Origin of the sequence: Rhodococcus sp. 2G, assembly GCF_001886355.1 — a bacterium.
In the GTDB taxonomy this organism is placed as follows: domain Bacteria; phylum Actinomycetota; class Actinomycetes; order Mycobacteriales; family Mycobacteriaceae; genus Rhodococcus; species Rhodococcus pyridinivorans.
Map to the genome: position 1 here is coordinate 2,203,074 of NZ_CP018063.1, position 24,875 is coordinate 2,227,948.

At 69.7% G+C, this 24,875-nt stretch carries 23 protein-coding genes; 12 read left to right on the forward strand and 11 right to left on the reverse strand.

The annotated features are described in order from the left end of the window. Positions 1–4 precede the first annotated feature (4 nt). The 3 genes from BO226_RS10295 to BO226_RS10305 are packed head-to-tail and all read left to right on the forward strand — an operon-like array spanning position 5 to position 2,180. The gene (locus BO226_RS10295; RefSeq protein WP_071936410.1) at positions 5–904 is read left to right on the forward strand and encodes an SDR family NAD(P)-dependent oxidoreductase; all 900 of its coding nucleotides are present in this window, start codon (positions 5–7) and stop codon (positions 902–904) included. Between the two features lie 45 nt (positions 905–949). Continuing rightward, positions 950–1,597, forward strand: a complete 648-nt coding sequence (locus tag BO226_RS10300) for a maleylpyruvate isomerase family mycothiol-dependent enzyme (RefSeq protein WP_071935160.1) — start codon at positions 950–952, stop codon at positions 1,595–1,597. 16 nt (positions 1,598–1,613) lie between these two features. Next, positions 1,614–2,180, forward strand: coding sequence for a DUF488 domain-containing protein (locus BO226_RS10305; RefSeq protein ID WP_024101229.1), 567 nt, complete (start codon positions 1,614–1,616; stop codon positions 2,178–2,180). A 61-nt stretch (positions 2,181–2,241) separates the two neighbouring features. Here the strand turns inward: BO226_RS10305 and BO226_RS10310 are convergent, their stop codons facing one another. The 3 genes from BO226_RS10310 to bioB all read right to left on the reverse strand — a co-directional run bounded on the left by BO226_RS10310 (position 2,242) and on the right by bioB (position 4,078). Further along, positions 2,242–2,775, reverse strand: a complete 534-nt coding sequence (locus BO226_RS10310; RefSeq protein ID WP_071935161.1) for a GNAT family N-acetyltransferase — start codon at positions 2,773–2,775, stop codon at positions 2,242–2,244. Between the two features lie 89 nt (positions 2,776–2,864). Next, positions 2,865–3,065 (reverse strand): biotin synthase auxiliary protein BsaP, encoded by a 201-nt coding sequence (gene bsaP, locus BO226_RS10315; RefSeq protein WP_024101231.1) that lies wholly within the window; start codon positions 3,063–3,065, stop codon positions 2,865–2,867. Continuing rightward, positions 3,065–4,078, reverse strand: a complete 1,014-nt coding sequence (gene bioB, locus BO226_RS10320; protein ID WP_019289721.1) for a biotin synthase BioB — start codon at positions 4,076–4,078, stop codon at positions 3,065–3,067. The genes bsaP and bioB overlap by 1 nt, the downstream gene beginning before the upstream one ends. A 161-nt stretch (positions 4,079–4,239) precedes the next feature. On the opposite strand from bioB, the gene BO226_RS10325 reads away from it, so the two are divergent. Genes BO226_RS10325 through BO226_RS10350 form a run of 6 tightly spaced genes read left to right on the forward strand, consistent with a single transcriptional unit; the run spans position 4,240 to position 12,113 of the window. Continuing rightward, positions 4,240–4,866: a TetR/AcrR family transcriptional regulator C-terminal domain-containing protein gene (locus BO226_RS10325; RefSeq protein ID WP_071935162.1), complete on the forward strand. Its 627-nt coding sequence runs from the start codon at positions 4,240–4,242 to the stop codon at positions 4,864–4,866. Positions 4,867–4,908: 42 nt separating this feature from the next. Beyond that, a complete protein-coding gene (locus BO226_RS10330) occupies positions 4,909–6,198 on the forward strand; it encodes an SWIM zinc finger family protein (protein WP_071935163.1) in 1,290 nt (429 codons plus the stop codon). After that, positions 6,195–7,595, forward strand: a complete 1,401-nt coding sequence (locus BO226_RS10335) for a DUF5691 domain-containing protein (protein ID WP_071935164.1) — start codon at positions 6,195–6,197, stop codon at positions 7,593–7,595. The genes BO226_RS10330 and BO226_RS10335 overlap by 4 nt, the downstream gene beginning before the upstream one ends. A 47-nt stretch (positions 7,596–7,642) precedes the next feature. Further along, complete coding sequence (locus tag BO226_RS10340) at positions 7,643–8,761, forward strand: ATP-binding protein (protein ID WP_064061528.1); 1,119 nt, start codon at positions 7,643–7,645, stop codon at positions 8,759–8,761. Beyond that, complete coding sequence (locus BO226_RS10345; RefSeq protein ID WP_033097628.1) at positions 8,758–10,959, forward strand: DUF5682 family protein; 2,202 nt, start codon at positions 8,758–8,760, stop codon at positions 10,957–10,959. Before BO226_RS10340 ends, BO226_RS10345 begins: the two co-directional genes overlap by 4 nt. Next, on the forward strand, positions 10,956–12,113 hold the full coding sequence (locus BO226_RS10350) for a VWA domain-containing protein (RefSeq protein ID WP_071935165.1): 1,158 nt from the start codon (positions 10,956–10,958) through the stop codon (positions 12,111–12,113). The genes BO226_RS10345 and BO226_RS10350 overlap by 4 nt, the downstream gene beginning before the upstream one ends. Before the next feature lie 36 nt (positions 12,114–12,149). Here the strand turns inward: BO226_RS10350 and BO226_RS10355 are convergent, their stop codons facing one another. Next, positions 12,150–13,754: an MFS transporter gene (locus BO226_RS10355; RefSeq protein ID WP_198040658.1), complete on the reverse strand. Its 1,605-nt coding sequence runs from the start codon at positions 13,752–13,754 to the stop codon at positions 12,150–12,152. 112 nt (positions 13,755–13,866) lie between these two features. Between BO226_RS10355 and BO226_RS10360 the strand changes: the two genes are divergently transcribed. Beyond that, positions 13,867–14,862 (forward strand): iron-siderophore ABC transporter substrate-binding protein, encoded by a 996-nt coding sequence (locus tag BO226_RS10360; protein ID WP_071935166.1) that lies wholly within the window; start codon positions 13,867–13,869, stop codon positions 14,860–14,862. A 37-nt stretch (positions 14,863–14,899) separates the two neighbouring features. On the opposite strand, the gene BO226_RS10365 is transcribed toward BO226_RS10360, so the two are convergent. The 6 genes from BO226_RS10365 to BO226_RS10390 form a co-directional block, all read right to left on the reverse strand. Continuing rightward, positions 14,900–15,646, reverse strand: a complete 747-nt coding sequence (locus BO226_RS10365; protein ID WP_071935167.1) for a succinate dehydrogenase/fumarate reductase iron-sulfur subunit — start codon at positions 15,644–15,646, stop codon at positions 14,900–14,902. Between the two features lies 1 nt (position 15,647). Continuing rightward, entirely contained in the window at positions 15,648–17,564 is a 1,917-nt protein-coding gene (locus BO226_RS10370; RefSeq protein ID WP_071935168.1) for a fumarate reductase/succinate dehydrogenase flavoprotein subunit, read from the reverse strand. A gap of 45 nt (positions 17,565–17,609) precedes the next feature. Then, a complete protein-coding gene (locus BO226_RS10375) occupies positions 17,610–18,446 on the reverse strand; it encodes a hypothetical protein (protein WP_071935169.1) in 837 nt (278 codons plus the stop codon). Beyond that, positions 18,443–18,730, reverse strand: a complete 288-nt coding sequence (locus tag BO226_RS10380; protein ID WP_024101240.1) for a hypothetical protein — start codon at positions 18,728–18,730, stop codon at positions 18,443–18,445. Before BO226_RS10380 ends, BO226_RS10375 begins: the two co-directional genes overlap by 4 nt. 104 nt (positions 18,731–18,834) lie before the next feature. Beyond that, positions 18,835–19,548, reverse strand: coding sequence for a dethiobiotin synthase (gene bioD, locus BO226_RS10385; protein WP_071935170.1), 714 nt, complete (start codon positions 19,546–19,548; stop codon positions 18,835–18,837). Continuing rightward, the gene (locus BO226_RS10390; protein WP_071935171.1) at positions 19,545–20,684 is read right to left on the reverse strand and encodes an 8-amino-7-oxononanoate synthase; all 1,140 of its coding nucleotides are present in this window, start codon (positions 20,682–20,684) and stop codon (positions 19,545–19,547) included. The genes bioD and BO226_RS10390 overlap by 4 nt, the downstream gene beginning before the upstream one ends. Before the next feature lie 99 nt (positions 20,685–20,783). Between BO226_RS10390 and BO226_RS10395 the strand changes: the two genes are divergently transcribed. Beyond that, positions 20,784–21,293, forward strand: a complete 510-nt coding sequence (locus BO226_RS10395) for an alpha/beta fold hydrolase (RefSeq protein WP_071935172.1) — start codon at positions 20,784–20,786, stop codon at positions 21,291–21,293. A 9-nt stretch (positions 21,294–21,302) separates the two neighbouring features. Here the strand turns inward: BO226_RS10395 and BO226_RS10400 are convergent, their stop codons facing one another. Next, complete coding sequence (locus BO226_RS10400; protein ID WP_071935173.1) at positions 21,303–22,592, reverse strand: adenosylmethionine--8-amino-7-oxononanoate transaminase; 1,290 nt, start codon at positions 22,590–22,592, stop codon at positions 21,303–21,305. A gap of 149 nt (positions 22,593–22,741) precedes the next feature. Here BO226_RS10400 and BO226_RS10405 point away from each other — a divergent pair, with 149 nt between their 5' ends. Next, positions 22,742–24,838, forward strand: coding sequence for an acyltransferase family protein (locus BO226_RS10405; RefSeq protein WP_071935174.1), 2,097 nt, complete (start codon positions 22,742–22,744; stop codon positions 24,836–24,838). Positions 24,839–24,875 lie beyond the last annotated feature (37 nt).

A 24,875-nucleotide genomic window follows, 5' to 3' on the forward strand; every position in this document is an offset into this window, starting at 1 on the left:
TGCATTGAAGACCCAATCGACGACCGCGTCCCCCGCCACTCCCGGCGTCCGTCCCCGCACCTGGTTGATCACCGGCGCGAGCCGCGGTCTGGGCAGGGAGTTCGCCCGTGCGGCGCTGTCGAGAGGCGACAACGTCGTGGCCGTCTCCCGATCGATCGAATCGGCCGATCTCCCCCGGGATCCGGAACGTCTCCTCCGACTCCCGGCCGACGTCACCGACCGCACGGCGGTGTTCGCCGCTTTCGACACCGCCCGCGAGCATTTCGGAGGCCTCGACATCGTCGTCGACAACGCGGGCACCATGGCCTACGGATTCGTCGAGGAGTTCACCGAGGAGCAGGCGCGTGCACAGTTCGAGACGAACTTCTTCGGAGCGATGTGGGTCAGCCAGGCCGCCATGGCGGCCTTCCGGAGCCGAGGACGCGGGCATCTCGTGCAGATCTCGAGCATCGGGGGCGTACTGAGCGGGCCCGGCACAGGGCTGTACAGCGCGAGCAAGTTCGCCCTCGAAGGACTCAGTGAAGCCCTGGCGGTCGAGGCCGCGCATTTCGGCATCGACGTGACGATCGTCGAGCCGGGCGGCTACTGGACCGACCTCTACACCACCATGACGGTGAGCACTCCGCGATCGGACTACGATTCGCTGCGAGCCGAGATCGAGGAGCAGAGCGCGTCCACGAGCATCGACAGCCACCCCGCCCTGGCCGCGCGGGCACTCCTCGAGGTCGTCGATGCCGACCGACCGCCGCGACGCATCGTCCTGGGCAGCGCCGTCCTGGATGCGGCCGTTGCCGCCACCAGGGAGAAGGTCGACACCTGGCTCGAGTGGGAGTCGGTGAGCCGTGCCGCGGAAGATGCCGTACCGGCACCGGAATCCTCGGGTGGGGCACGATCCGCGATCTAGAATGGGTGGATCGTGTGTCGGGCGGAGCACAGGTCGGGTGATCCCATGAACGTCGACGACATCTGGAACACCATCGACGAGCAGCGCGCACGAACTGCTGACCTGCTGGAACAACTGACCGAGGACGAGTGGAGCCGGCCGTCGCTGTGCGAGGGCTGGACCGTGCGCGACGTCGCGGCCCACCTCACGCTACAGCAGCTCACCGTGGTCGACCTCGTTCGGATGGCGCTGCGTCATCCCGGTGGCGTGAACACGATCATCCGTGAGTCCTCCCGGCACCGCGCCCGACAGCCGACGGCCGAGTTGATCGCCGACCTCCGGGGAATGATCGGCTCCCGCCGGCACAACGTGGGCATCCTCCCGCTCGAGACGATGATCGATCTGCTCGTCCACGGCCAGGACATCGCGATACCCCTGCAGCGCGACCTGCCGATGCCGCCGGATGCCGCGGCGGCGGGCGCCACTCGGTTGTGGTCCACCCGCGGGACCGGGAAGGCCCGTGTCTTCGCCGACCTCCCGCTCGACGGATTCCGTCTCACCGCAACCGATGCCGAGTGGTCCTCCGGTTCCGGACCCGAGGTGCGGGGACCGATCTCCGCGATCCTGCTGCTGCTCTCGGGCCGTCGCGCGGGGTTGTCCCGATTGGAGGGCGACGGCGCCGGCGAACTGCGCCGCCGGCTGGCGCACGCGTGATGGCACGATGGGAGGCATGAGTGCCGACACCCGCGTCCTGTGGACCATCGGCCACTGGACGTGCCCGCAATCGGTCCTGCTCGACACGCTGGCCTCGGCCGACATCGAACTCGTCGTCGACGTGCGGAAGATGCCCGGTTCGCGCCGCAGCCCTCAGTTCGACGCCGACGAGATGCCCTCCTGGCTCGACAGCGCCGGGATCGGCTATCTGCACCTCACCGAACTCGGTGGCAGGCGGCCGAAGCAGAAGGGCATCGATCCGGCCGTCAACGCGGGCTGGAAGAACGCGAGTTTCAAGAACTACGCCGACTACACCCTCACCGACGACTTCGAGGCCGGATTGGAGCGCCTTACCGAACTGGCCGAGCATCGGCACGTCGCGATCATGTGCGGCGAGCCGATGCCGTGGCGCTGTCACCGACTGTTGATCGCGAACACCCTCGCCGCACGGGGATGGACCGTCGTGCATCTCGTCAACAACGCGAAGCCGCGACAGCACGAACTGGGACAGTGGGGCGCGACGCCGTCGGTGGGTTCCGACGGGATCGTGACCTATCCTGCCGAAGAACGTGAGCTCCCGTAGCGTTCCGAGCCTCGCAGAGGCCCGCGTGCTCGCCCCGCCCGGGAGACAGCGACAACACGCATCATCCGAGATCCCGTGAGTAGTGCACGGCGAGGGCTTCCGCCCCCGACGGAGTGACGGTCCGAGTTCGGTCACCGCGGATGTAACCACACCGCTCGAGCACGCGCTGTGATGCTTCGTTCTCGGGGAGGGTGCGCGCGGTCAGGCGAAGTAATCCGCTGCGCCGCGCGAGCTCGGCCGCAAGTTCGAGTGCATCGGCAGCGAGCCCTTTCCCACGACCGTGCGGATGCAACCAGAATCCGACTTCTGCCTCCTCGTCGACGATGTCGAACAACACCAGGCTGCCGGCGAAGCGATCGGTCTCCGGATCGACGATCGTCAGTACGGCCGGATCTCCGCGCTCCAGCCCGTGCCGAATCTCGCCGTCTATCAACGCTGCGACGGACGCTTCCGTATACGCCGGTTCGGGCAGGTGCGCGTACCGGCGCACGAGTGGATCTGCCGTCCCGGCGGCGTAGGCGGCCGCGTCGTCGCCGATCATCGCCCGCAGCTGTGCTCGGTCGTTGCGTAACGGCAGCAGTCGAGTATTCAGCATGCACACGAAGTTACATCCTTCGGTCGCCGTAACTTTCGCGAATCGGTCGCGCAGTCGGCCCGGCACGATCCGAGACGCGCCACGGTAGGTCAGCGTTGTTCGCTCATCACCGAGTCGACGGTCCCGTGGCGCGAGCACCGTGCCCACCACCCGTCCGGCGCGATCTGGACGATCATCCGGCGACCGCACTGCGCGCAGAACCGTGGCGGTTCGAGTCCGAGTTGCACTGCTGCGGAATGGGTTCGGACCGTCCCGTCGACGATCGCTTCGCCGGTGAACGGATCGAACATCAGATCGTCTCGCCGAGGGCCTTGATCGGCATCTTGAGTTCGCCGAGCAGATCGAGGTCGGTCTCTGCCGGTCGGCCGAGCGTGGTGAGGTAGTTGCCGACGATGACGGCGTTGATCCCGCCGAGGATCCCCTTCTGCGCGCCGAGGTCGCCGAGCGTGATCTCGCGGCCACCGGCGAACCGGAGGATGGTGCGCGGCAACGCCAATCGGAAGGCCGCCACCGCCTTGAGCGCCTCGGTGGCGGGCAGCACCTCGAGATCGCCGAAAGGGGTGCCGGGGCGCGGATTGAGGAAGTTCAGCGGCACCTCGTCGGGTTCGAGCGCCGCGAGGTCGGCTGCGAATTCGGCTCGCTGCTCGACGGTTTCACCCATTCCGAGGATGCCTCCGCAGCACACCTCCATACCCGCCTCGCGGACCATGCGCAGCGTCTCGAAGCGCTCCTCCCAGGTGTGGGTGGTGACGACATTCGGGAAGTGCGAGCGGGCGGTCTCGAGGTTGTGGTTGTAGCGGTGCACACCCATCGCGACGAGTCGGTCGACCTGTTCCTGGGTGAGCATGCCGAGCGAGCACGCGATCTGGATGTCGACCTCGTTGCGGATCGCCTCGATACCGGCCGCGACCTGCGCGAGGAGGCGTTCGTCGGGTCCGCGCACGGCCGCGACGATGCAGAACTCGGTTGCTCCGGTCTTGGCGGTCTGCTTCGCGGCCTCGACGAGCGACGGGATGTCGAGCCGGGCGGCCCGCACCGGGGAGGCGAACAGGCCGGACTGCGAGCAGAAATGGCAGTCCTCGGGGCAGCCACCGGTCTTGAGGCTGATGATCCCCTCGACCTCGACCTCCGGTCCGCACCACGCCATGCGCACGTCGTGGGCGACCGCCAGCAGGTCGTCGATGCGATCGTCCGGCAGCTGCAGGACCTCGAGGGTCTGGTCGCGGTCGAAACCGATGCCGCGACGGAGCACCTGGTCGCGAGCGATGTCGAGGATGTCGGTGCGGGCGGGCGCCTGGGTCACTGCCGTCTCCTGGGGTGGCGAGAACTTGAACATCGTTCAATTGAACAGCGTTCAGGTTAGGGCGAAGCGTCCGATAGTGTCAAAGGCACGAATCCTTCGGTTCGGATCCCCGGTGGCGCGGTACCGCCGCGGGCAGTGGGAGAAGCGGGAGCAGAAGAGCAGTGCAGTTGCGACGCGGCGACGTCCTCGACGGCGCCATGGCGATCCTCGACGAGTACGGGCTCGGCGACCTGACGATGCGCAAGCTCGCGTCGTCGCTCGGCGTCCAGCCCGGTGCGTTGTACTGGCACTTCCCGAACAAGCAGACCCTGCTCGGCGCCATGGCGGACCGCATCCTCGATGGTGTCGACGAGGCGCCCGCGAGCGATGCCTGGGACGACGCCCTCTCCGAGCTGGCGCACCGTTTCCGCGCCGCGCTGCTCGCCCATCGCGACGGCGCCGAACTCGTCGCCTCGAGCTACGCCTCCCGGCTGACCACTTCCCGGGCCCGCGACGCCTTCGTGGCCACCGCCGAACGCGCGGGTCTGTCCCGGGCGTACGCAGAACTGACCGGCTACGCGCTGCTGCACTACGTGCTCGGCCACACCGTCGACGAGCAGTCCCGCGCGCAACTCGAGCAACTCGGTGCGCTCACGCGCGCACCTCTCTCCCCCGATGTCGCGACCGAACAGCCGGCCGAGGCCGACGACGACCTGCTCGACGGCGACCCCGCCGTCCGGTTCGAATTCGGTCTGCGGTTGTTCGTCGACGGCATCCGCGCACGTCTGGAGACCCGTGCGACATCCTGATCCCGCCGTTCCTGTCGGACCCGTCTCCTACCTTCGACGCTCGTGACCGCCCCCTGGACCCTCCAGCAGATCAACGCCGTCGCGCCCGATCCGTCCTCGATGACGGCTGCGCGCGGCGTCGCCTCCGCATGGCTCGAGACCGGTCACGACACCACCGCCCTGTGGGGACTGTGCCGCGGACGCGGCACCACGCCGTACCGCACGGCGATCGACCCGAGCGCTCCCGCCTACACGTGCACGTGCCCGAGCCGGAAGCTGCCCTGCAAGCACGCCCTGTCACTGCTCGTGCGCTGGTCCGAGGGTGCCGTGCCGGCCGCGCAGGCGCCCGACTTCGTGACCGGATGGCGCGCCGCCCGCATCGCGTCCACCACACTTCCCGCACCGGCGGACGAGCCGGTCAAGGCGCCCGACCCTGCGACCGCCCGGCGTCGCGCCGAGCGGGTCGCGGCAGGACTCGACGACCTCGACCGCTGGCTCACCGACCGCATCCGGCACGGCCTCGGGGCGGTGGATCACGGCTACGACATCTACGAGGCGATCGCTGCCCGCATGGTGGATGCCCAGGCTCCCGGCGCGGCGTCGGCACTGCGCGCTCTGGCCGCCGTCGTGAACGACGAAACCGATTGGCCCGCCAGGCTGCTCGAAGAGTATGCGAGCCTGCACCTCATGGCCGTGGCGTACCGGCAGCGCGACGAGCTGCCGAGGCCGCTCCTGCGGGCGTTGCAGACCCATCTCGGTTTCGGCACCCGCAGCGAGGAGGTCCGCGCCGAACCGGCTGTGCGCGACCGCTGGCAGGTCCTCGCCGTGCGCGTCACCGAGGAGAGCCGGATGTTCGCCCGCAAGACGTGGCTTCGGGGGAGGTCGAGCGGACGCTGGGCGATCCTGCTCGACTTCGCTCACGGCACAGCGCGTTTCGCCACGCCCCTCCCCTTCCCCGGTTCGCTGGTCGACGCCGATCTGCACTTCTACCCCGGCGCGGCCCCACTGCGAGCCGTACTCGGCCGGCAGCACGGGGAGACGGAGCCGTTCACGACCCTGCCCGCCACCGGACTCGACGCTGCGCTGGACGAGTACGCCCGCATGCGCGGAGCAGATCCGTGGTTGCGCACCTGGCCCGTCCTGCTCGACGCGGTCACTCCCACCGACAGCGAGGACGGCTGGTACGTCGTCGACCCGTCCGGACGGGCACTGCCGCTGGCCGGTGACGACGACAGCCGCTGGCGGCTGCACGCCGTCGCGGGAGGCCGTCCCGTGACGGTCTGCGGCGACTGGGACGGAACCGCTCTCACTCCCGTCTCACTGTTCACCGGAGGACAGGTGATGACCTGGTGACCGCCTTGCCCGAATCGCTGACGGCCGCAGCACTTCTCGGAACGGCACGCTCCGCTCCGGAGTTCGGCGCGCTGCACACGGCCGGTGCCGCGGGCGAACTCGCCGGAGACCCCGCCGCGACACTGCTCGCCGCTGCCGCCCTGGAGGCGACCTTCCTCACCGCCGCGACCGTGCCGGTGATCCGCGAGCTGCCGTCGCCGGCCCCGGACGACGACCGTCCCGTCCTGCCCGGCGCGGCTGCCGAACGCCTGCGCGCGCTGCTCGCCGTCCGCTCCCCGCTACTCGACGAATGGTTCGAGGTGGCGGCCCGGCTCCGCGCGTCGCACGACATCGTGGTCGACCTGTTGATCGTCGCGACCACCGACGCGGTGCACCGCGACCGGCTGATCGCTCTCACCGGCGCCCGCGGGCGCTGGGTGGCCGCGCGCCACCCGGAATGGGCCGATCTGCTGCCACCCGACCCGCTCGACGACACGCCCTGGCACGTCGGTCCGCCCGCCCGGCGACGCCGATGGTTCGAGGTGCTCCGCGCGCACGATCCGGCCGCGGCGACAGCCACACTCGCGGCGTCATGGGGTGCGCAGACCGCCGCCCAGCGGGCCGAGCTCGTCGCCCTGCTCGCGGTCGGTCTCGGCCCGCACGACGAAGACCTGCTCGAGCGCGCCCTCGACGACCGTAGCCGCAAGGTTCGCGCCGTCGCGCTCGACCTTCTTCCCCGCCTCCCCGACTCCGCGTTCGCGCGACGCATGGCCGAACGAGTGCGGCAATGGCTGCTCGTCGACGGCTCGACCGTCACCCTCGCCGTCCCCGAACGGCCGGACGAGAGCGCACTCCGCGACGGTCTCTCCGACGGTCCGGCCCGCGATCTGCTGGTGGCGGCAGTCGCGGCCGCTCCGCTGTCGGTGTGGCGCGAGCACGTCGGAGACGGGGTGCTGCCGGAGTTCGACGTCGACGACGCCCTCCGCACGGCACTGACGGACGCGTGGGGCCGCGCGGCGGTCCGGCAACGCGACAGCGGATGGGCCGCGGCGTTGCTGCGACGCGACGGCACCGCCGACACATCGGTCGCCCGGGTCGTACCTCGCGACATCCTGCTCACGCACCTGCGCGAGGCGTCGCCGCCCGCGGTTCTCGACGACGCGTTGCTCGCCGCGCTCCCGGCGCCGTGGCCGCGCGATGTCGCCGAGAAGGTGCTCACCGCGCTGTACACGAAGCTGACGACCACCCGTCTGGTGCGCGACGTCCTGACGCTGCTCGCCCACCGGGCACCGTTCGAGCTGGCCGATCTGCTGGCCGACGCCGCGAACCGCACCGACGATCTCGGTCGCCTGCACCTGTTCGCGAGCGCAGCCGACACCCTGACCCTCCGCAAGACGATCCACGAGGAGCTGAGTTGACCGACTTCGAGTCGACCCCTGCAGTTGTCGGCACCGACGAGGCCGCGATGCCCGAGACGGGCACGTCCGAGACCGCCGGGTCCGGCACCGACCTGCTGCGCCCACACGCCGAGCAGCAGTACGCGCACGAACTCGCGGCGCTCGCGCGACTCGACGACCGGCCGCGACCGCCGTCGTGGCAACTGTCCCCGTGGGCGGTGGTGACCTATCTGCTCGGCGGCGAACTGCCCGACGGCACCGTGATCACCCCGAAGTACGTCGGTCCGCGCCGGTTGATCGAGGTTGCCGTGGCGACCCTGGCGACCGACCGGGCACTGTTGCTGCTCGGTGTGCCGGGTACCGCGAAGACCTGGGTGTCGGAGCATCTCGCCGCCGCGATCAGCGGTTCGTCGACCCGGCTCGTGCAGGGAACGGCGGGTACGACCGAGGAGTCGGTGCGGTACGGCTGGAACTACGCGCGGTTGCTCGCCGAAGGGCCGAGCGCCGACGCGCTGGTCGCCTCCCCGGTCATGACCGCGATGCGCGACGGCGCCGTGGCACGGATCGAGGAACTCACCCGCATCCCCGCTGACGTGCAGGACGCGCTGATCACCGTCCTGTCGGAGAAGACGCTTCCCGTCCCCGAACTCGGCATCGAGGTACAGGCGACGAAGGGGTTCAACGTCATCGCCACCGCCAACGATCGCGACCGCGGGGTCAACGACCTGTCGTCCGCGCTGCGTCGACGGTTCAACACCGTCGTGTTGCCGTTGCCGGCGAGCGAGGAGGACGAGGTCGCGATCGTCACCCGCCGCGTCGAACAGCTCGGCACCGCACTCGAACTTCCCACCGTGCCTGCGGCCGCGGAGGAGATCCGCCGCGTCGTCACGGTATTCCGGGAGTTGCGCAGCGGCGTCACCACCGACGGCCGGACCAAGCTGAAGTCCCCGTCGGGCACGCTGTCCACCGCCGAGGCGATCTCGGTAGTCACGGGCGGCCTGGCGTTGTCGGCGCACTTCGGTGACGGGGTGCTTCGGCCCTCCGACGTTGCGGCCGGAATCCTGGGGTCGGTGGTCAAGGACCCTGTCTCCGATCGGGTGGTATGGAACGAATATCTCGAGGCCGTCGTCCGAGAACGCGGCGACTGGACCGACTTCTACCGGGCGTGCCGGGAGATCACCGGGTGACCGACGCTCTCTTCGACCGCGCGGATGCGCCCGCGGAGATCCGGGTCTTCGGGATCCGGCACCACGGGCCGGGTTCGGCGCGTGCGGTCCTGCAGGCACTCGCGGAGTTCGAACCCGACACCGTCCTCATCGAGGGTCCGTCGGACGCCGATCCGGTGCTCCCGCTCACCGTGGCCGACGACATGGTGCCGCCGGTGGCATTGCTGGCCTACGCACGCGACGAACCGGCGCGGGCGGCGTTCTGGCCGTTCGCGGCCTTCTCCCCCGAATGGCAGGCCCTGCGCTGGGCGTACCTGCACGATGCCGACGTGCGGTTCTGCGACCTTCCGGCGTCGATGTCGCTCGGCGCGGAGCGCGAGGTCGGCGACCGCGCCACCGACAACCTGCTCGGCATACTCGCCCGCGCCGGCGGATACTCCGACTTCGAGCAGTGGTGGGACGCGGTGGTAGAGCACGGCACCGCACAGGCCTTCGACGAGATCACGGACGCGATGCGCGCGCTGCGCGAGGACGTCGGGATCGACGACCACACCGCGCGACGCGAGGCGCACATGCGGCAGGTGCTGCGCGCGACGGTCAAGGCCGGGGCCCGCGCGATCGCCGTGGTGTGCGGAGCGATGCACGCACCCGCGCTGACCGGCCGGCTCGGACCGGCAGCGCCCGACGCGCGCCTGCTCAAGGGCATGCCCAAGGTCAAGACCACCCTCACGTGGGTGCCGTGGAGCCACTCCCGGTTGTCGCTGTCGTCGGGCTACGGCGCCGGCATCACCTCACCCGGCTGGTACCACCACCTGTTCACACAGCCCGCGGACACGACCGCACGCTGGTTCACCCGCGTGGCCCGTGTCCTGCGCGAGGAGGATCTACCCGTCTCGAGCGCCCACATCATCGAGGCGACACGTCTCGCTGACACGCTCGCGGCGTTGCGCGGTCGCGCGGTGGCCGGACTCGACGAGGTCGTCGAGGCGACGCGGTCGGTGCTGTGCGACGGCGACGACGTCCTGCTCGGTCTCGTCTCCCGCCGGCTCGTCGTCGGTGAGGCACTCGGTTCCGTCTCCGAGGACACCCCCACCGTCCCGCTCGACACCGACCTGCAGCGGAATGCGAAGTCGTTGCGTCTCAAGCGGTCCGCCGAAGCCAGGCATCTCGATCTGGACCTGCGCCGAGAGATCGACGTCGCCCGGTCGCGACTGCTGCACCGCCTGGCGCTGCTCGGTATCGACTGGGGTAGACCGGCGGAGAGCGAGGTGCGCTCGACCGGCACCTTCCGCGAGACCTGGACGCTGCGGTGGGAACCGGAGTTGTCGGTGGCGATCGTCGAGGCGTCGCGGTGGGGCACGACGGTGGAATCCGCAGCGGGCGCCACGGTGGCCGACCGTGCCACTCGTTCCGGGATCGCGCTCGCCGACCTCACCGAACTGCTCGAACGGGCGTTGCTCGCCGACCTGCGGACCACGATCCCGTCGCTGGTGACGGCGATCGACGCGGCGGCTGCACTCGATCACGATGTGCTGCATCTGATGAGCGCCCTGCCGACCCTCGTGCGCACCGTCCGTTACGGCGATGTGCGGGGCACCGATCTGTCCTCCCTGGAACATGTCTGCGACGCCCTGCTCGCGCGTGTGTGCGCCGGTCTCCCGGCGGCGGTCACCGGTCTCGACCACGACGCCGCCGATGCACTGCGCACCGCGATCGACGACGTGCATCTCGCTCTCGCGCTGCGTGAGGACCCGACCGCGACCGTCCGATGGCTCGACACACTGACGTCGGTGAGCGAGCGTGACGACATCGACGGTCTGCTCGTCGGCCGCACCACCCGGATGCTGCGCGACACCGGCCGACTCGGCGAGTACGAGGCGTCCGTGCGGGTCGCGCGAGCGTTGTCGGTGGGGTCATCGGCACCCGCGAAGGCGCGCTGGATCGACGGGTTCCTCGGCGGGGGCGGACTCCTGCTCGTCCACGACAGCGCACTGTTCGATCTCGTCGACGAGTGGATCAGCGGTCTCACCGACGACGATTTCGTCGACGTCCTGCCCGTCCTCCGGCGCACCTTCGGGTCGTTCGCCTTCGGTGAGCGACGCCTGCTCGGGCAGACGGTGCGGGGCGAACGCACCCGCCGCACGGAGGCACCGCCCGCCGTGGATCGCGGCCGGATCGCTTTGACCGCCACCGCGTCGATCCTGGGAGTGTCGGCATGACAACCGAATCCGGAGACACCGAACGTCTGCGCCGCTGGCGGCTCGCACTCGGCGAGGCCGCCGAGGACTCGACGGGCTCCCTGTCCTCGGCCGACGACAACGCCATGGACGCCGCGCTCGCCGCGCTGTACGACACCGCGCCCGGCGACGGCACCGCACCGCGCACCGCAGGTCTCGGCGCGTCCGCGCCCCGGGTGGCGCGCTGGCTCGGCGACATCCGCACCTACTTCCCGACATCCGTCGTCCAGGTGATGCAGCGCGACGCGGTGGATCGGCTCGGGTTGACCCGGCTGCTCCTCGAACCCGAGATGCTCGAGGCCGTCGAACCGGACGTGCATCTCGTGGGCACGTTGCTGAGCCTGAACCGCGTGATGCCGGAGACCACCAAGGCGACGGCACGGACGGTCGTCGAGAAGGTCGTGCGCGAGATCGAGGCTCGCATCGCGCAGCACACCCGTGCCGCCGTCACGGGTGCGCTCGACCGGTCGTCGCGGACGTCGAACCCGAAACTCCGCGACATCGACTGGGATCGCACGATCCGCGCGAACCTGGCCCACTACCTGCCGGAGCATCGCACGGTGGTGCCCGAGAAGCTGGTGGGCTACGGGCGCCGCTCCCAGGCGGTGAAACGCGACGTGGTGCTCGCGGTGGACCAGTCCGGGTCGATGGCGTCGAGCGTGGTGTACGCGTCGGTGTTCGCGGCGGTCCTGGCGTCGATGCGGGCACTGCGCACCTCGTTGGTCGTCTTCGACACCGCGGTGGTGGACCTGACCGACAAGCTCGCCGACCCGGTGGACGTGCTGTTCGGCACCCAGCTCGGCGGCGGCACCGACATCAATCGGGCGATCGCCTACGGCAGGTCGCTGATCACGCGCCCGGCCGATTCGCTGTTCGTGCTCATCTCGGATCTGTACGAGGGCGGCATCCGCGCCGAGATGCTCTCGCGCATCCGGGAGATGCTCGCCGCGGGTGTGCAGGTCGTGGTGTTGCTGGCTCTGTCCGACGACGGGGCGCCGTCCTTCGACCGCGACAACGCGGCGGCACTCGCCGAACTCGGAGTTCCTGCCTTCGCGTGCACGCCCGACCGTTTCCCGGAACTGCTCGCCGTCGCGCTCGAGCGGGGTGACGTCGGACGCTGGTCGCAGTCGTTCTGACCGCCTGACCGACCCGGACTGCGTGAGGATCCGGGTTCAGTGGGCCGGTTTTTCCGACGAGTCGACCGCCGCGTCACCGTCCTCCTCGGCGTACCGTTCGAGCAGCGCGATCTCGGCCGAGCGTGAGGGGAACGCAAGGGCCACCAGCGCCGCTCCGACCAGCACGATCGCGATCGCGGCCGTGTAGGCGCGGGTGTCGCCGTCGAGGAAGGCCGACCGCGCGGCCTCGATGATCTGCTGCGCGTACTGCGGATAGTGCTCGGCGATCCCGACGGCACCCGCGAACGACTTCTCCAGTGCGGTCTCGGTCTGCTCGTCGACGGCCGTGGCCTGAGGACTCGCCGCGATCGTCGCGGCGAGGGAGGCCGAGTATCCGGCGGTGAGCAGGGCGCCGAGGATCGACTGGACGATCGCGCCACCGAGATCGCGTTGCAGATCGGCCGTGCCGGAGGCCATCCCGGCACGGGCGACCGGCACCGAGCCGGTGAGCGAATGCGAGGCCGGGGTACCGGCGAGACCGACACCGGCTCCGAGGCACATGTATCCGAGGGCGATCACCCAGTAATGCGCGTCCTCGTCCCAGAGCATCAGTGCGACGACGAGTCCGGCCACGATCGCCACGTAACCGGACAGCAGCGTGAAACGGGAGCCGCGCGACCCGACGAGTTTCGCCGACTGCGGCGCCACCAGCACCATCACGAAAGCGGCGGGCAGCGCCGCCGATCCAGCTGCGAGAGTCGAGTAGCCGAGCACGTTCTGCAGGTACTGCTGACTGATGTACATCGTGCCCATCAGGGTGCCGAACACGATGATGCCCGCGACGGCCGCGACCCAGAACACGCGACGCCGGGCGACCCGCAGGTCGAACAGAGGATTCGCCGCTCGCAGCTGGCGCATGACGAAGAGGATCACCGCGACGAGAGCGATCACGAGAGCGGACACCGCGATGGTCTCCATCCCGTCGACGGGCACGAAGTTGATGCCGAGGACGAGCGAGCCGACCAAGACGATCGAGACCACACCGCCGAGATGATCGACCGGATCGGTCGACTCATTGACGTGGCTGGGCACGAACATCCAGGTCAGGGCGAAAGCGATCAGCGCGAGCGGAATCGTCACCAGGAAGACCGAACCCCAGAAGAACTGTTCGAGCAGGGTGCCGGCGACGAGCGGGCCGAGCGCGGTCAGGCCACCACCGATCGACGACCACAACGCGATCGCGCGCGTGCGGGCTGCGCCCGACCACAGTGCAGTGATCAGGGCCAAGGTGGTGGGGAACGCCAGACCGGCGGAGACACCGCCGAGCACCCGCGCCGCGAACAGCACCTCGGTGTTCGGCGCGAACCCGGCGACCGCCGATGCGGGAACCGACAACGCCATGCCGAGCAGCAGCATCGTCTTGCGTCCGTAACGGTCGCCGACGGCACCGAGGTAGAGCACGGACGCGGCGAGACCGACGGAATAGCCGACTGCGACGAGGTTGAGCTGGGTCTGGCTCGCGTCGAACGCCTTCCCGATGTCGGGCAGTGCCACGTTCGCGACGGCGAGGTTCAAGTTCGCCACGGCGGCGACGAGGATCAAGGAGGCCAGCACCGGTTTCGCCCGTGCCGGCCGACCGTCGTCAGGTGGGGTCACGGACACATAGTGCGCGCTCGAGCGGCTGCCCTGCGCGGTTTCCGGCGGGTTTTCACCTTCGGTCACCCCGCCGGGTTAGGATCGCCTCACTTGTTGTTCGACAGACTCGAGGCCCGTCATGACACGCCGATCCGCTGCGTTGCTCCGTTCCGCCGCTCTGTTCACGGCCACCGCGATCGCGCTGACCGCGTGTGGATCGTCCGACACGGAGTCCGACTCCGGTTCGGCACCGGCCGACGGCGCCTTCCCCGTCACGGTCGACACGAAGTTCGGGGAGGTCACCATCGAGTCCGCCCCCGAACGCGTCGCGGCTCTGGGCTGGGGCGACGCCGAAACTGCACTGGCACTCGGCGTTCAGCCGGTGGCGGCGAGCGACTGGCTCGCCTTCGGCGGCGACGGCGTGGGGCCGTGGGCGCAGGGGCTGTACGACTCGCCGCCGGAGCTCATCGGCACGATCGAGCCGTCCTTCGAGATGCTCGCGGCGCAGGAGCCCGATCTGATCCTCGACACCAAGAGTTCCGGTGAACCGGCCCGCTACGAGACGCTGTCGGGGATCGCCCCGACCGTCGCCGGCCCGGAAGGCAGCGACGCCTACCTCACGTCGCTCGACGACCAGGTGACCACCGTGGCAGCGGCTCTCGGTGTCCCGGACAAGGGTGCCGAACTGCTGTCGCAGATCGATGCGGACTTCGAACAGGCCGCCGCCGACAATCCCGAGTTCGCGGGCAAGACCGTCACCGTCGCCTCCTACACGTCGGAGGGGTGGGGCGCCTACGTCGTCGGCGACTCGCGCGTCGACTTCATGACCGAGCTCGGCTTCGTGAACAATCCGCAGGTGCAGGCCGCGGCGACGGACGATTTCTTCATCACCGTCTCCGACGAGAACCTGGACATGCTCGACTCCGACCTGCTGATCGTGCTGCCGATCTACGTGCCGGCCGCCGAGGTGACCGACAATCCGGTCTTCCAGCAGATCCCGGCGGTGCGCGACGGCCGGTTCCTCGTGCTCGACAGCGATTCCGACATCTCCGCGGCGTTCTCGACGAACTCGGTGCTGTCGGTGCCGTTCGCGCTCGACGAGCTGGTTCCGCTGGTCGCCGAACGCGTGAACTGAGCCGGTCCCTGCGTCCGGCCCGGTCCCTGCTCCCTGCTCAGCGCCGGAACAGCTTGTTGCCGAGCCACACGATCGGGTCGTAGCGGCGGCCGGCGACGCGTTCCTTCATCGGGATCAGCGCGTTGTCGGTGATGTGGATGTTCTCCGGGCACACCTCGGTGCAGCACTTGGTGATGTTGCACATACCCAGGCCGTGCTCGTCCTGCGCGACGTCGCGCCGGTCGGCGACGTCGAGCGGGTGCATCTCGAGTTCCGCGATGCGCATGAGATAGCGGGGACCGGCGAAGACCTCCTTGTTCTCCTCGTGGTCGCGCACCACATGGCAGACGTTCTGGCACAGATAGCATTCGATGCACTTGCGGAACTCCTGGGAGCGCTGCACGTCGACCTGCTGCATCCGGTACCCCCCCGGCGCCAGATCAGGAGGCGGCGCGAAAGCCGGTATCTCGCGTGCCTTGCGGTAGTTGAACGAGACATCGGTGACGAGATCTCGGATGATCGGGAAGGTGCGCATCGGGGTCACGGTGATCGTCGCGTCGGGATCGAACAGCGACATGCGGGTCATGCACGTCAGGCGCGGGCGACCGTCGACTTCCGCCGAACACGATCCGCACTTGCCCGCCTTGCAGTTCCAGCGCACGGCGAGATCCGGTGCCTGGGTGGCCTGCAGACGGTGCAGGATGTCGAGGACGACCTCCCCTTCGTTGACCTCGACGGTGTAGTCCCGCAGTTCCCCGCCGTCGGCGTCGCCCCGCCAGATCCTGAACGCCGCCTGGTATCCCATCTCAACCCCTCCGTCCGGGATGATCCGCGAGTTCCTCGTCGGTGTAGTACTTCCCGAGTTCGTCGATGTCGAACAGCTCCAGCAGGTCGGGACGCATCGGTTGCTGCCGTTCGGCGGTGACCGTCACGTCGGGGACGAACGGGTCGCCGCCGTCCAGGCGACAGGCGAGCAGAGTGCGACGCCATTCGGAGTCCATCGACGGGTGGTCGTCGCGGGTATGTCCCCCGCGGCTCTCGGTGCGCTGCAACGCGGCCCGCGCGACGCACTCGCACACGAGGAGCATGTTCCGCAGGTCCAGGGCGAGATGCCAGCCCGGGTTGAACTGGCGGTGGCCCTCCACCGCGACGTTGCGGATCCGTGTGCGCAGGGTGTCGAGTTCGCGCAGGGCACGTTCGATCTCGTCCGCGCGCCGGATGATGCCCACGAGATCCTGCATGACCTGCTGCAGGTCGGTGTGCAGGGTGTACGGGTTCTCGGCGCGATCGGTGTCGGCCGGATCGAAGGGCGAGAGCGCCGCACGGGCGGCGGCGTCGATGTCGGCGTCGCCGACGATCGGCCGCGAGGTGAGGCTCTGCACGTAGTCGGCGGCGCCGAGACCTGCCCGGCGACCGAAGACCAGCAGATCGGACAGCGAATTCCCGCCCAGCCGGTTCGATCCGTGCATGCCACCGGAACATTCCCCGGCGGCGAACAGCCCCGGGACTGCCGCAGCGGCGGTGTCGGGGTCGACCTCGATGCCGCCCATCACGTAGTGGCAGGTCGGGCCGACCTCCATGGCCTCGGCGGTGATGTCGACGTCGGCGAGTTCCTTGAACTGGTGATGCATCGACGGCAGGCGGCGCATGATCTCGTCGGCCGGCATCCGCGAGGCGATGTCGAGGAAGACTCCGCCGTGCGGAGTCCCCCGGCCGTCCTTGACCTCGGAGTTGATGGCGCGGGCGACCTCGTCGCGCGGGAGCAGGTCGGGCGTGCGGCGATTGTTCTCCTGGTCCTCGTACCAGCGGTCGGCCTCTTCCTCGGTCTCCGCGTACTGGCCTTTGAACACCGGCGGGATATAGGAGAACATGAACCGCTCCCCCTCGGAGTTCTTCAGCACTCCGCCGTCGCCTCGCACACCCTCGGTGACGAGGATGCCCTTCACGCTCGGCGGCCAGATCATCCCTGTCGGGTGGAACTGGACGAACTCCATGTTGATCAGGGTGGCGCCGGCACGCAGGGCGAGGGCGTGACCGTCGCCCGTGTACTCCCACGAGTTCGACGTGACCTTCCACGACTTGCCGATACCACCGGTGGCGATGACGACCGCGGGCGCCTCGAACAACACGAAACGCCCGGTCTCGCGCCAGTATCCGAACGCACCGGCGATGCGTCCCTCGTCGTCCTTCAGCAATTCGGTGATGGTGCATTCGGCGAGGACCCGCACCCGGGCCTCGTAGTCGCCGTGCTCGGCGTGGTCCTCCTGCTGCAGCGACACGATCTTCTGCTGCATCGTGCGGATGAGTTCGAGTCCGGTGCGGTCGCCGACGTGGGCGAGTCGCGGATAGGTGTGGCCGCCGAAGTTGCGCTGGCTGATCCGTCCGTCGGGGGTGCGGTCGAACAGCGCTCCGTAGGTCTCCAGCTCCCACACGCGGTCGGGGGCCTCGCGGGCGTGCAGTTCGGCCATCCGCCAGTTGTTGAGGAACTTGCCGCCGCGCATCGTGTCCTGGAAGTGCACCTGCCAGGAGTCGCGGGGGTTGGCATTGCCCATCGCGGCGGCACATCCGCCCTCGGCCATCACGGTGTGGGCCTTGCCGAACAGCGACTTGCACACCACGGCGACGGAGAAGCCGCGTTGCCGCGTCTCGATCACCGCGCGTAGCCCGGCGCCGCCTGCTCCGATCACGACGACGTCGACCTTGTGCCGTTCGACATCCACCATCCGTGTTCCCCCTCCTCCGGTGCGGCCGGTGTCGTGCCGTGCGCGTCAGCCGATGAACCGCAGATCGGCGATGGTGTCGCTCGCCACGAGCATGATGTAGAAGTCCGTGAGGATCAGGGTTGCCAGCGTGATCCACGCGAACTGCATGTGCCTGGTGTTGAGTTTCGTGACGAACGTCCAGATCCGGTAGCGCACGGGGTGTTTCGAGAAGTGCCGCAGCCGGCCTCCGGTGACGTGCCGGCAAGAGTGGCATGACAACGTGTAGCCCCAGAGCAGCACGACGTTGATCAGCAGGATCAGGTTGCCGAGTCCGATACCGAACCCGCTCGGACCGCGGAAGGACAGGACGACGTCGTAGGTGTTGATCAGCGACACCACGAAGCCGGCGTAGAAGAAGTAGCGGTGCGAGTTCTGCAGGATCAGCGGGAACCGCGTCTCCCCGGTGTAGTGCCGGTGCGGTTCGGCGACCGCACACGCGGGCGGCGACAACCAGAACGATCGGTAGTAGGCCTTGCGGTAGTAGTAGCAGGTCAGCCGGAAGCCGAGGAGGAACGGCAACGACAGGAAGGCGAGCGGGATCCACATCGGGAGTTCGCCGACCCACGTGCCGAAATGGCGGGCGCCGTCCACGCAGGACGCGCTCACGCACGGCGAGTAGAACGGCGTGAGGTAGTGGTAGTCCTCGACGTAGTAGGCGCTGCGCACGAACGAACGGATCGTCGCATACACCACGAACACACCGAGACCGAGGACGGTGAGTGCGGGTGTCTGCCACCAGCGGTCGGTCCGCAGCGTCCGCGCGGTGATCCGTGCGCGGCCCTCGGATCGGACGCCGGTGGCCGGCTCACCGCGCGCCGCCGGCGTCGCCTCGGAGGTGCTCACCGCGAGCCGTGCAGCCCGCCGAGACCTTCGTCGTCCGTATCCGTTCCGCGGAACAACGAGTCGTCGTACGGCGTATCGGGAATCGGGATGCGTTGACCGAGGCTGTTGACGACCTCGCGCGGAGGATGTTCGGCGAAGTCGCGTATGTCGATGTCGAGACGTTCGACGTCGTTCGACAGCCTCTTCACCGGGGCTGCGTCCCCGTAGCGCGATCGTAGGGATCCGAGGCATTGGCGCAGGTGGGCGGCGGTGCGCTGAAGTTCCTGCAATTCGCTGATGGACATCCGTACCTCCGGGCCGAGCGGTCGACATGTCCCTTCCGTAGCGGGTATCGGCATGTCGCGCCGGCCGACACGATGGGAACAGGCCAGTTGCAATGTGGCATCCATCACAGTGCAGCGGAAGATCCGCCCGCACGCCGTTTCGTCGGGAGCGGCAGATCCGACCACCGAGAGGCACGGGTGGCGAAGACGCGGGCGTCGAGGGCGCCGCTGCCGGCCGGGATCCTGCCCACGACGGGGACGCCTGTGACGTCGGGGAGGTCGTCGAGGTTGCACCGCTCCGCCAGATCCGGTGCAGTAGGCCAGGATCCGATGATCACTCCCGGACACTCCACCCCTGAAGAGCGGAGCGCGGCCACGGTGAGCGCGGTGTGGTTGAGCGTGCCCAGTCCCGCGGCGGCGACGATCACCGCCGGCGCTCCGAGCGCGGCCGCGACGTCAGCGAGGGTGAAACCGCCCGCGCCGAGCCGTACGAGCAGACCTCCCGCCCCCTCGACCAGGGTGAGGTCGTACTCGGTGTCGAGAATCCGGACGGTGTCGACGATCTCCTCGAGGGTGAGCATCGGGCGTCCGCTGCGCCGCGCGGCGGTATCCGGTGCGAGCGGATCGGGATACCGCGCGAGTTCGACGAGCCGGACACGGTCCCCGGCCAGTCGCCGGATCTCCTGCAGGTCGCCCGGCCCGTCGTCCGTCACGCCCGTCTGGGCGGGTTTGCACACCGCGACCCGCAGTCCCGCGGCCACGGCGTTCGCGGCGAGTGCCGCGGTCGCGACGGTCTTGCCCACATCGGTCGACGTGCCGGTGACGACGAGGATGCTCACGCCCGGGCGCCCGCGAGGACGTCGGTGAGCACCTCGTCGACGAGGGCGCGTTCGTCGTCGGTGAGGTTCGCGCGTGCCGTCAGGCGCAGCCGCGAGGTACCGGCCGGAACCGAGGGTGGCCGGAAGCAGCCGACGTGCACGCCGCGGTCGCGGCACCGCGCCGCGGCGTCGGCGGCAACGTGCGGGTCGCCGAGGATCACCGACACCACGGCGGACAGCGGCGCCTCGACGCCCGTGAGACGAGCCAGGTGCGCGGCCTGCTCGAGCACGGCAGCGGCACGGGCGGGTTCGGTGCGCAGCACCTTCAGCGCACCCCGGGCGGCACCGACGGCGGCCGGGGCGAGTCCGGTGTCGAAGATGAAGGTGCGCGCGGTGTCCACGAGATGTTCCCGCACACGCCCGTCGGCGAGGACGGCTCCGCCCTGGGAGGCAAGGGATTTCGACAGCGTCGCGGTGACGACCACATCGGGCTCGCCGGCGAGGCCCACTTCGTGGACGAGTCCGCGGCCCCCCGCGCCGCGGACTCCCACTCCGTGGGCCTCGTCGACGAGGAGCAACGCGCCGTGCGCTCGGCAGACGCGATGCAGTGCCCGCAGCGGCGCAAGGTCGCCGTCGGTGCTGAACACCGAGTCGGTCAGGACGAGCGCGCGGGCCTCGGTGCGGGTCGCGAGGGCGTGCACGACTGCATCGACGTCGTTGTGCGGGGTGACGACGATCCTCGAGCGGGACAGCCGGCACGCATCGACGAGCGAGGCGTGACCGCCGGCGTCGGAGACGATCAGTGCGTCCTTGCCACCGAGGGCGGCGACGGCACCGAGGTTCGCGGCGTATCCGCTCGAGAACACCAGGCCGCTGTCGGCCCCGACGAAGTCGGCGAGTTCGCGTTCGAGGAGTTCGTGTTCGGCGGTGGTGCCGGTGACCAGCCGCGATCCGGTGGCGCCGGCTCCCCACCGCCGCAGGGCAGCGGTCGCTCCCGCGAGGACCTCGGGATGGCGGGTCAGGCCGAGATAGTCGTTGGAGGCGAGGTCGACGACGGTCGAGCCGGGGGTTCGGACGACGGGGTCGCGGTGCAGGCCCGCTGCGCGTCGCGCCGCTGCGGTGTCGTCGAGCCACGCCAGGGCGGGATGTGCGGTCATGAGCGGTGACCATACTTGAACACCGTTCAAGTCGTCACGTCGGTCGGCTCGGGTCGTAGGCTCGGACGGTTCGGCAGACCCCGACGAACGGCATGGGAGGTGGTCGTCCACATCGAATCCCGGGACGGAACGACGATCGGATTCCGCAAGCTCGGGCAGGGTCCGGGTCTCGTCGTCGTGCACAGCAGCATCGCGACCGGGGACGAATGGTCGCGTATGGCATCCGCCCTGGCGGACCGCTTCACCGTCCATCTCGTGGACCGGCGCGGGCGCGGCCTCAGCGGCGACGCCGACGCGTACTCGATCGACACCGAGATCGCCGACATCGCCGCGGTCCTCGACGCCGCCGGACCGGACGCCTCGCTCGTCGGGCACTCCTACATCGACGGTCACGGGCCGGACGTCACGAGGTACGCCTCGGTCACGACCCCGACCCTCTTCCTGCAGGGCTCGCGGACCGCACAGCACCACCTCGTGGCCACCGAAGCCCTGCGCGTCATGCCCGACACCCGGCTGGTCGAGTTCGCGGGGCACGAGTACTTCGCGCAGGTCACCACCCCGACGCCGGTGGCCGACGCGATCGCGGGGTTCCTCACCGCCGTCCGCTGACCCCTTCGGTCACCGAGCATTCGCGCTGACGGCGGCGATCATCCCCGAGGTGATCGCCGCGAGATCGTCGGCCGAGCAGATGTAGGGCGGCATCGCGTAGACGAGATTGCGGAACGGCCGCAGCCACACCCCGGCCGCCACGGCGGCGTCGGTCGTCGCGCGCATGTCCACCGGATCGGTGAGTTCGATCACGCCGATGCCTCCGAGGACGCGGACGTCCGCGACCCCCGGCAACTCGCGTGCCGGCGCGAGTCCCTCCGTCAGTCCCGCGTTCACCGCCGCCACCTCGGCCCGCCAGTCGCGGGAGAGCAGCAGTTCGACCGCCGCGACGGCGACGGCGCACGCGAGCGGGTTGCCCATGAAGGTCGGGCCGTGCATCACACCGCCACCCTCCCCCGCGCTGATCGCTTCGGCGACGGCCCGCGTGCACAATGTCGCTGCGAGGGTCATGTATCCGCCGGTGAGTGCCTTGCCCACGCACATCACGTCCGGGCTCACTTGCGCGTGGTCGGCGGCGAAGAGTTCGCCTGTGCGCCCGAAACCGGTCGCGATCTCGTCGAAGATCAGTACCAGTCCGTGCTCGTCGCACATCCTGCGCAGCTCGCGCAGATACCGCGGGTCGTGGAAGCGCATGCCGCCGGCGCCCTGGACGACCGGCTCGACCACGATCGCGGCGAGCTCGTCGACGTGCTCGAGCAGGACCGCCTCGAAGTGCGCGACGTAGTCGGGATCGAAACGGGCCGGCGGGGCGGGGGCGAAGACCTGCCGCGCGAGCATGTCGGTCCACAGTGCGTGCATGCCGCCCTCCGGATCGCACACGCTCATCGGGGCGAAGGTGTCGCCGTGGTAGCCGCCGCGCCAGGTGAGCAGGCGACGCCGTCCCGGTCTGCCGACGGCACGCTGGTACTGCACCGCCATCTTCACGGCCACCTCCACCGACACCGAGCCCGAGTCGGCGAGGAAGACGGTGTCGAGACCGGCGGGGGTGATGTCGACGAGCAGTTCCGCGAGCCGCGCGGCGGGCTCGTGGGTGAGGCCGCCGAACATCACGTGGCTCATCCGGTCGAGCTGATCGCGGACGGCCGCGTCGAGGACGGGATGCCCGTATCCGTGCACCGCGGCCCACCACGAACTCATGCCGTCGACCAGCTCACGACCGTCGGCGAGGACGATCCGGGTACCGTGGGCACGGTCGACCACCAACGATTCGGTGGTCGCCGGAAACGCGCCGTAGGGGTGCCAGAGGTGCCGAGCGTCGAGGGTGCGGATCCGCTCGACCGGGAGAGGAGAGTTGCCCACGCCCAAACTGTAGGCGGTTGGAGGTCGCCGCCCGCAGCCGCGTAGTCTGCCCGAGTTGCCGTGAACGACGCTCACGGCAATCGGCCGGTGCGTTCGTCGCCCGGTTCGCAGCACAGCCGAACACGTAAGACACCGGGGGTATCCGTCACATGTCCGTCCACACCTCGGGACCGGAACTCGAGAGTGGCGCGCGGACAGCAGGCAGGCGCCCCGCGCGTCGTGCCGACATCGACGGATTGCGCGGTCTCGCGATCGCGCTCGTGGTGATCTTCCACGTCTGGTTCGGTCGCGTCTCCGGTGGTGTCGACGTCTTCCTGGCGCTCTCCGGCTTCTTCTTCGTGGGCACGCTCCTGAGGACCGCCGACTCCTCGGCCCCGCTCGATCCGCGTCCCGTCCTGCGGCGGATCGGCCGGCGTCTGCTGCCTCCGCTCGTCGTCGTGCTCACCGCTGTCGCGGCCGCCACGGTGGTGCTGCGGCCGTTCACGCAGTGGCTCGAGGTGGCCGACCAGACCGGGGCGTCGCTGCTGTTCTTCCAGAACTGGTATCTCGCCCGCACGGCAAGCGACTATCTGGCCGCGGATCCGATGGTCAGCCCGCTCCAGCACCTGTGGTCGATCGCCGTGCAGGGCCAGTTCTACATCGCGGCGCTCGTGGTGGTGTTCGGCTTCGCGTGGCTGTTGCGGCGGATGTCGGTGCCGGTCCGCCTGCCCCTGACGGTGCTGCTGGCCGCCCTCACCGCGGCGTCGCTGGCGTACGCGGTGCTCGCCGACCGGCCGCAGTCGTGGCTGTACTACGACAGCGCCGCCCGTGCCTGGGAGCTGACTCTCGGCGGACTGCTGATGTGCCTGTCGCCGTGGCTGCGGGTTCCGCGCGCGCTGCGGATCGTGCTCGGTGCGCTCGGACTCGCGGTGCTGCTCGCGTGCGGCTTCGTCCTCGACGGCAACTCCCTCTTCCCCGGGCCGTGGGCGCTCGTCCCCGTCGGTGCGGCCATGGCGCTCGTCGTCGCGGGTATCCGCTCCGGCTCCGGCTCCGGCTCCGGCTCCGAGCACGACACGCCGTCGGCGCGACTGCTGGCATCCGCGCCCATGGTGCGCCTCGGGGCGATCGCCTACGCGCTGTACCTGTGGCACTGGCCGATCCTCATCGGTTACCTGATCGTGCTCGGGCACCCGTCGGTCGGCCTGGTGGGCGGGCTCGTCGTGATCGCCCTGTCGCTGCTGCTCGCCGAGGCGTCGACCCGGTGGTTCGAGGACCCCATCCGCCGCGTCGAACCCCCTCGGCCGTCCCGCACCGCGCTCGTGGGTCTCGTGACGGTCCTGGCCGTCACCCTCGTCGGGGCCGCGAACCTCTGGCACACCCACGTCGACCGTTCGACGGAGGCCCTCGAGGGCGTCGCCGCCCTGCCGACGGAGCTGTACCCCGGCGCTGCGGTGTTCGATCCCGCCGTCTCCACCGAGCCGCAACCGGTGCAACCGCCGCTGCTCGTCGCCCATCGCGACCTGCCTCCCGCGACGCTCGACAACTGCATCGCCCAGCACACCAATCGCGCACCGTTGACCTGTACCTACGGCGACCCGCTCGCGACCCGCCGCATGGTGATCGTCGGGGGGTCGCACTCAGAGCATTGGCTCGCCGCGCTCGACGCGCTCGGCATCGAACACGGTTTCCGCCTCGACACCTATCTCAAGGTCGGGTGCCCGCTCTCCGATCCCCTCGCCCCGCTCGTCGAGGAGTCCCCGACGGTCGAGTGCGACACATGGTCGACCGCCGTGCTCGCCGAACTGCGCGCGGATCCGCCCGACTACGTGTTCACCACGTCGACGCGCACCAAGGACCAGGGCGAAGGGCCGGGCGACTTCGTTCCGTTCTGGTACGTCGATCTGTGGGAGACGCTCGCCGACTACGGCATCCCGGTGGTGGCGATCCGCGACAACCCGTGGCTGTTCCGCGGCGATCTCGCCTATCGGGCCGCCGACTGCCTTGCGGGGGGCGGCACCGCGGAGACGTGCGGGGTGCCGCGCGAGGAGGCGCTGGACCCGATCGACCCGGCCGTCGCCGCATCCGCGCACCTGCCCACCGTGTCGCTGCTCGACCTGTCCGACAAGTTCTGCCGGCAGGATCTGTGCCGGGCGGTGGAGGGAAACATCCTCATCTATCGTGACGAGAACCACCTCACCACGACCTACGTCCGGACGCTGACGCCCGAGCTCGGCCGACAACTCGGTCCCGCCACCGGCTGGTGGTGACGCGCTCACCCGGTGCCGGGACCGCCGGAAGACTACT

Coding starts and splice junctions, on each gene's coding strand:
- BO226_RS10300 (WP_071935160.1), top strand. CDS start 950: ATGAACGTCGACGACATCTGGAACACCATCGACGAGCAGCGCGCACGA.
- BO226_RS10380 (WP_024101240.1), bottom strand. CDS start 18,730: ATGTCCATCAGCGAATTGCAGGAACTTCAGCGCACCGCCGCCCACCTG.
- BO226_RS10370 (WP_071935168.1), bottom strand. CDS start 17,564: ATGGTGGATGTCGAACGGCACAAGGTCGACGTCGTCGTGATCGGAGCA.
- BO226_RS10350 (WP_071935165.1), top strand. CDS start 10,956: ATGACAACCGAATCCGGAGACACCGAACGTCTGCGCCGCTGGCGGCTC.
- BO226_RS10390 (WP_071935171.1), bottom strand. CDS start 20,684: ATGACCGCACATCCCGCCCTGGCGTGGCTCGACGACACCGCAGCGGCG.
- BO226_RS10305 (WP_024101229.1), top strand. CDS start 1,614: ATGAGTGCCGACACCCGCGTCCTGTGGACCATCGGCCACTGGACGTGC.
- bsaP (WP_024101231.1), bottom strand. CDS start 3,065: ATGTTCGATCCGTTCACCGGCGAAGCGATCGTCGACGGGACGGTCCGA.
- BO226_RS10360 (WP_071935166.1), top strand. CDS start 13,867: ATGACACGCCGATCCGCTGCGTTGCTCCGTTCCGCCGCTCTGTTCACG.
- BO226_RS10365 (WP_071935167.1), bottom strand. CDS start 15,646: ATGGGATACCAGGCGGCGTTCAGGATCTGGCGGGGCGACGCCGACGGC.
- BO226_RS10405 (WP_071935174.1), top strand. CDS start 22,742: ATGTCCGTCCACACCTCGGGACCGGAACTCGAGAGTGGCGCGCGGACA.
- BO226_RS10310 (WP_071935161.1), bottom strand. CDS start 2,775: ATGCTGAATACTCGACTGCTGCCGTTACGCAACGACCGAGCACAGCTG.
- BO226_RS10340 (WP_064061528.1), top strand. CDS start 7,643: ATGCCCGAGACGGGCACGTCCGAGACCGCCGGGTCCGGCACCGACCTG.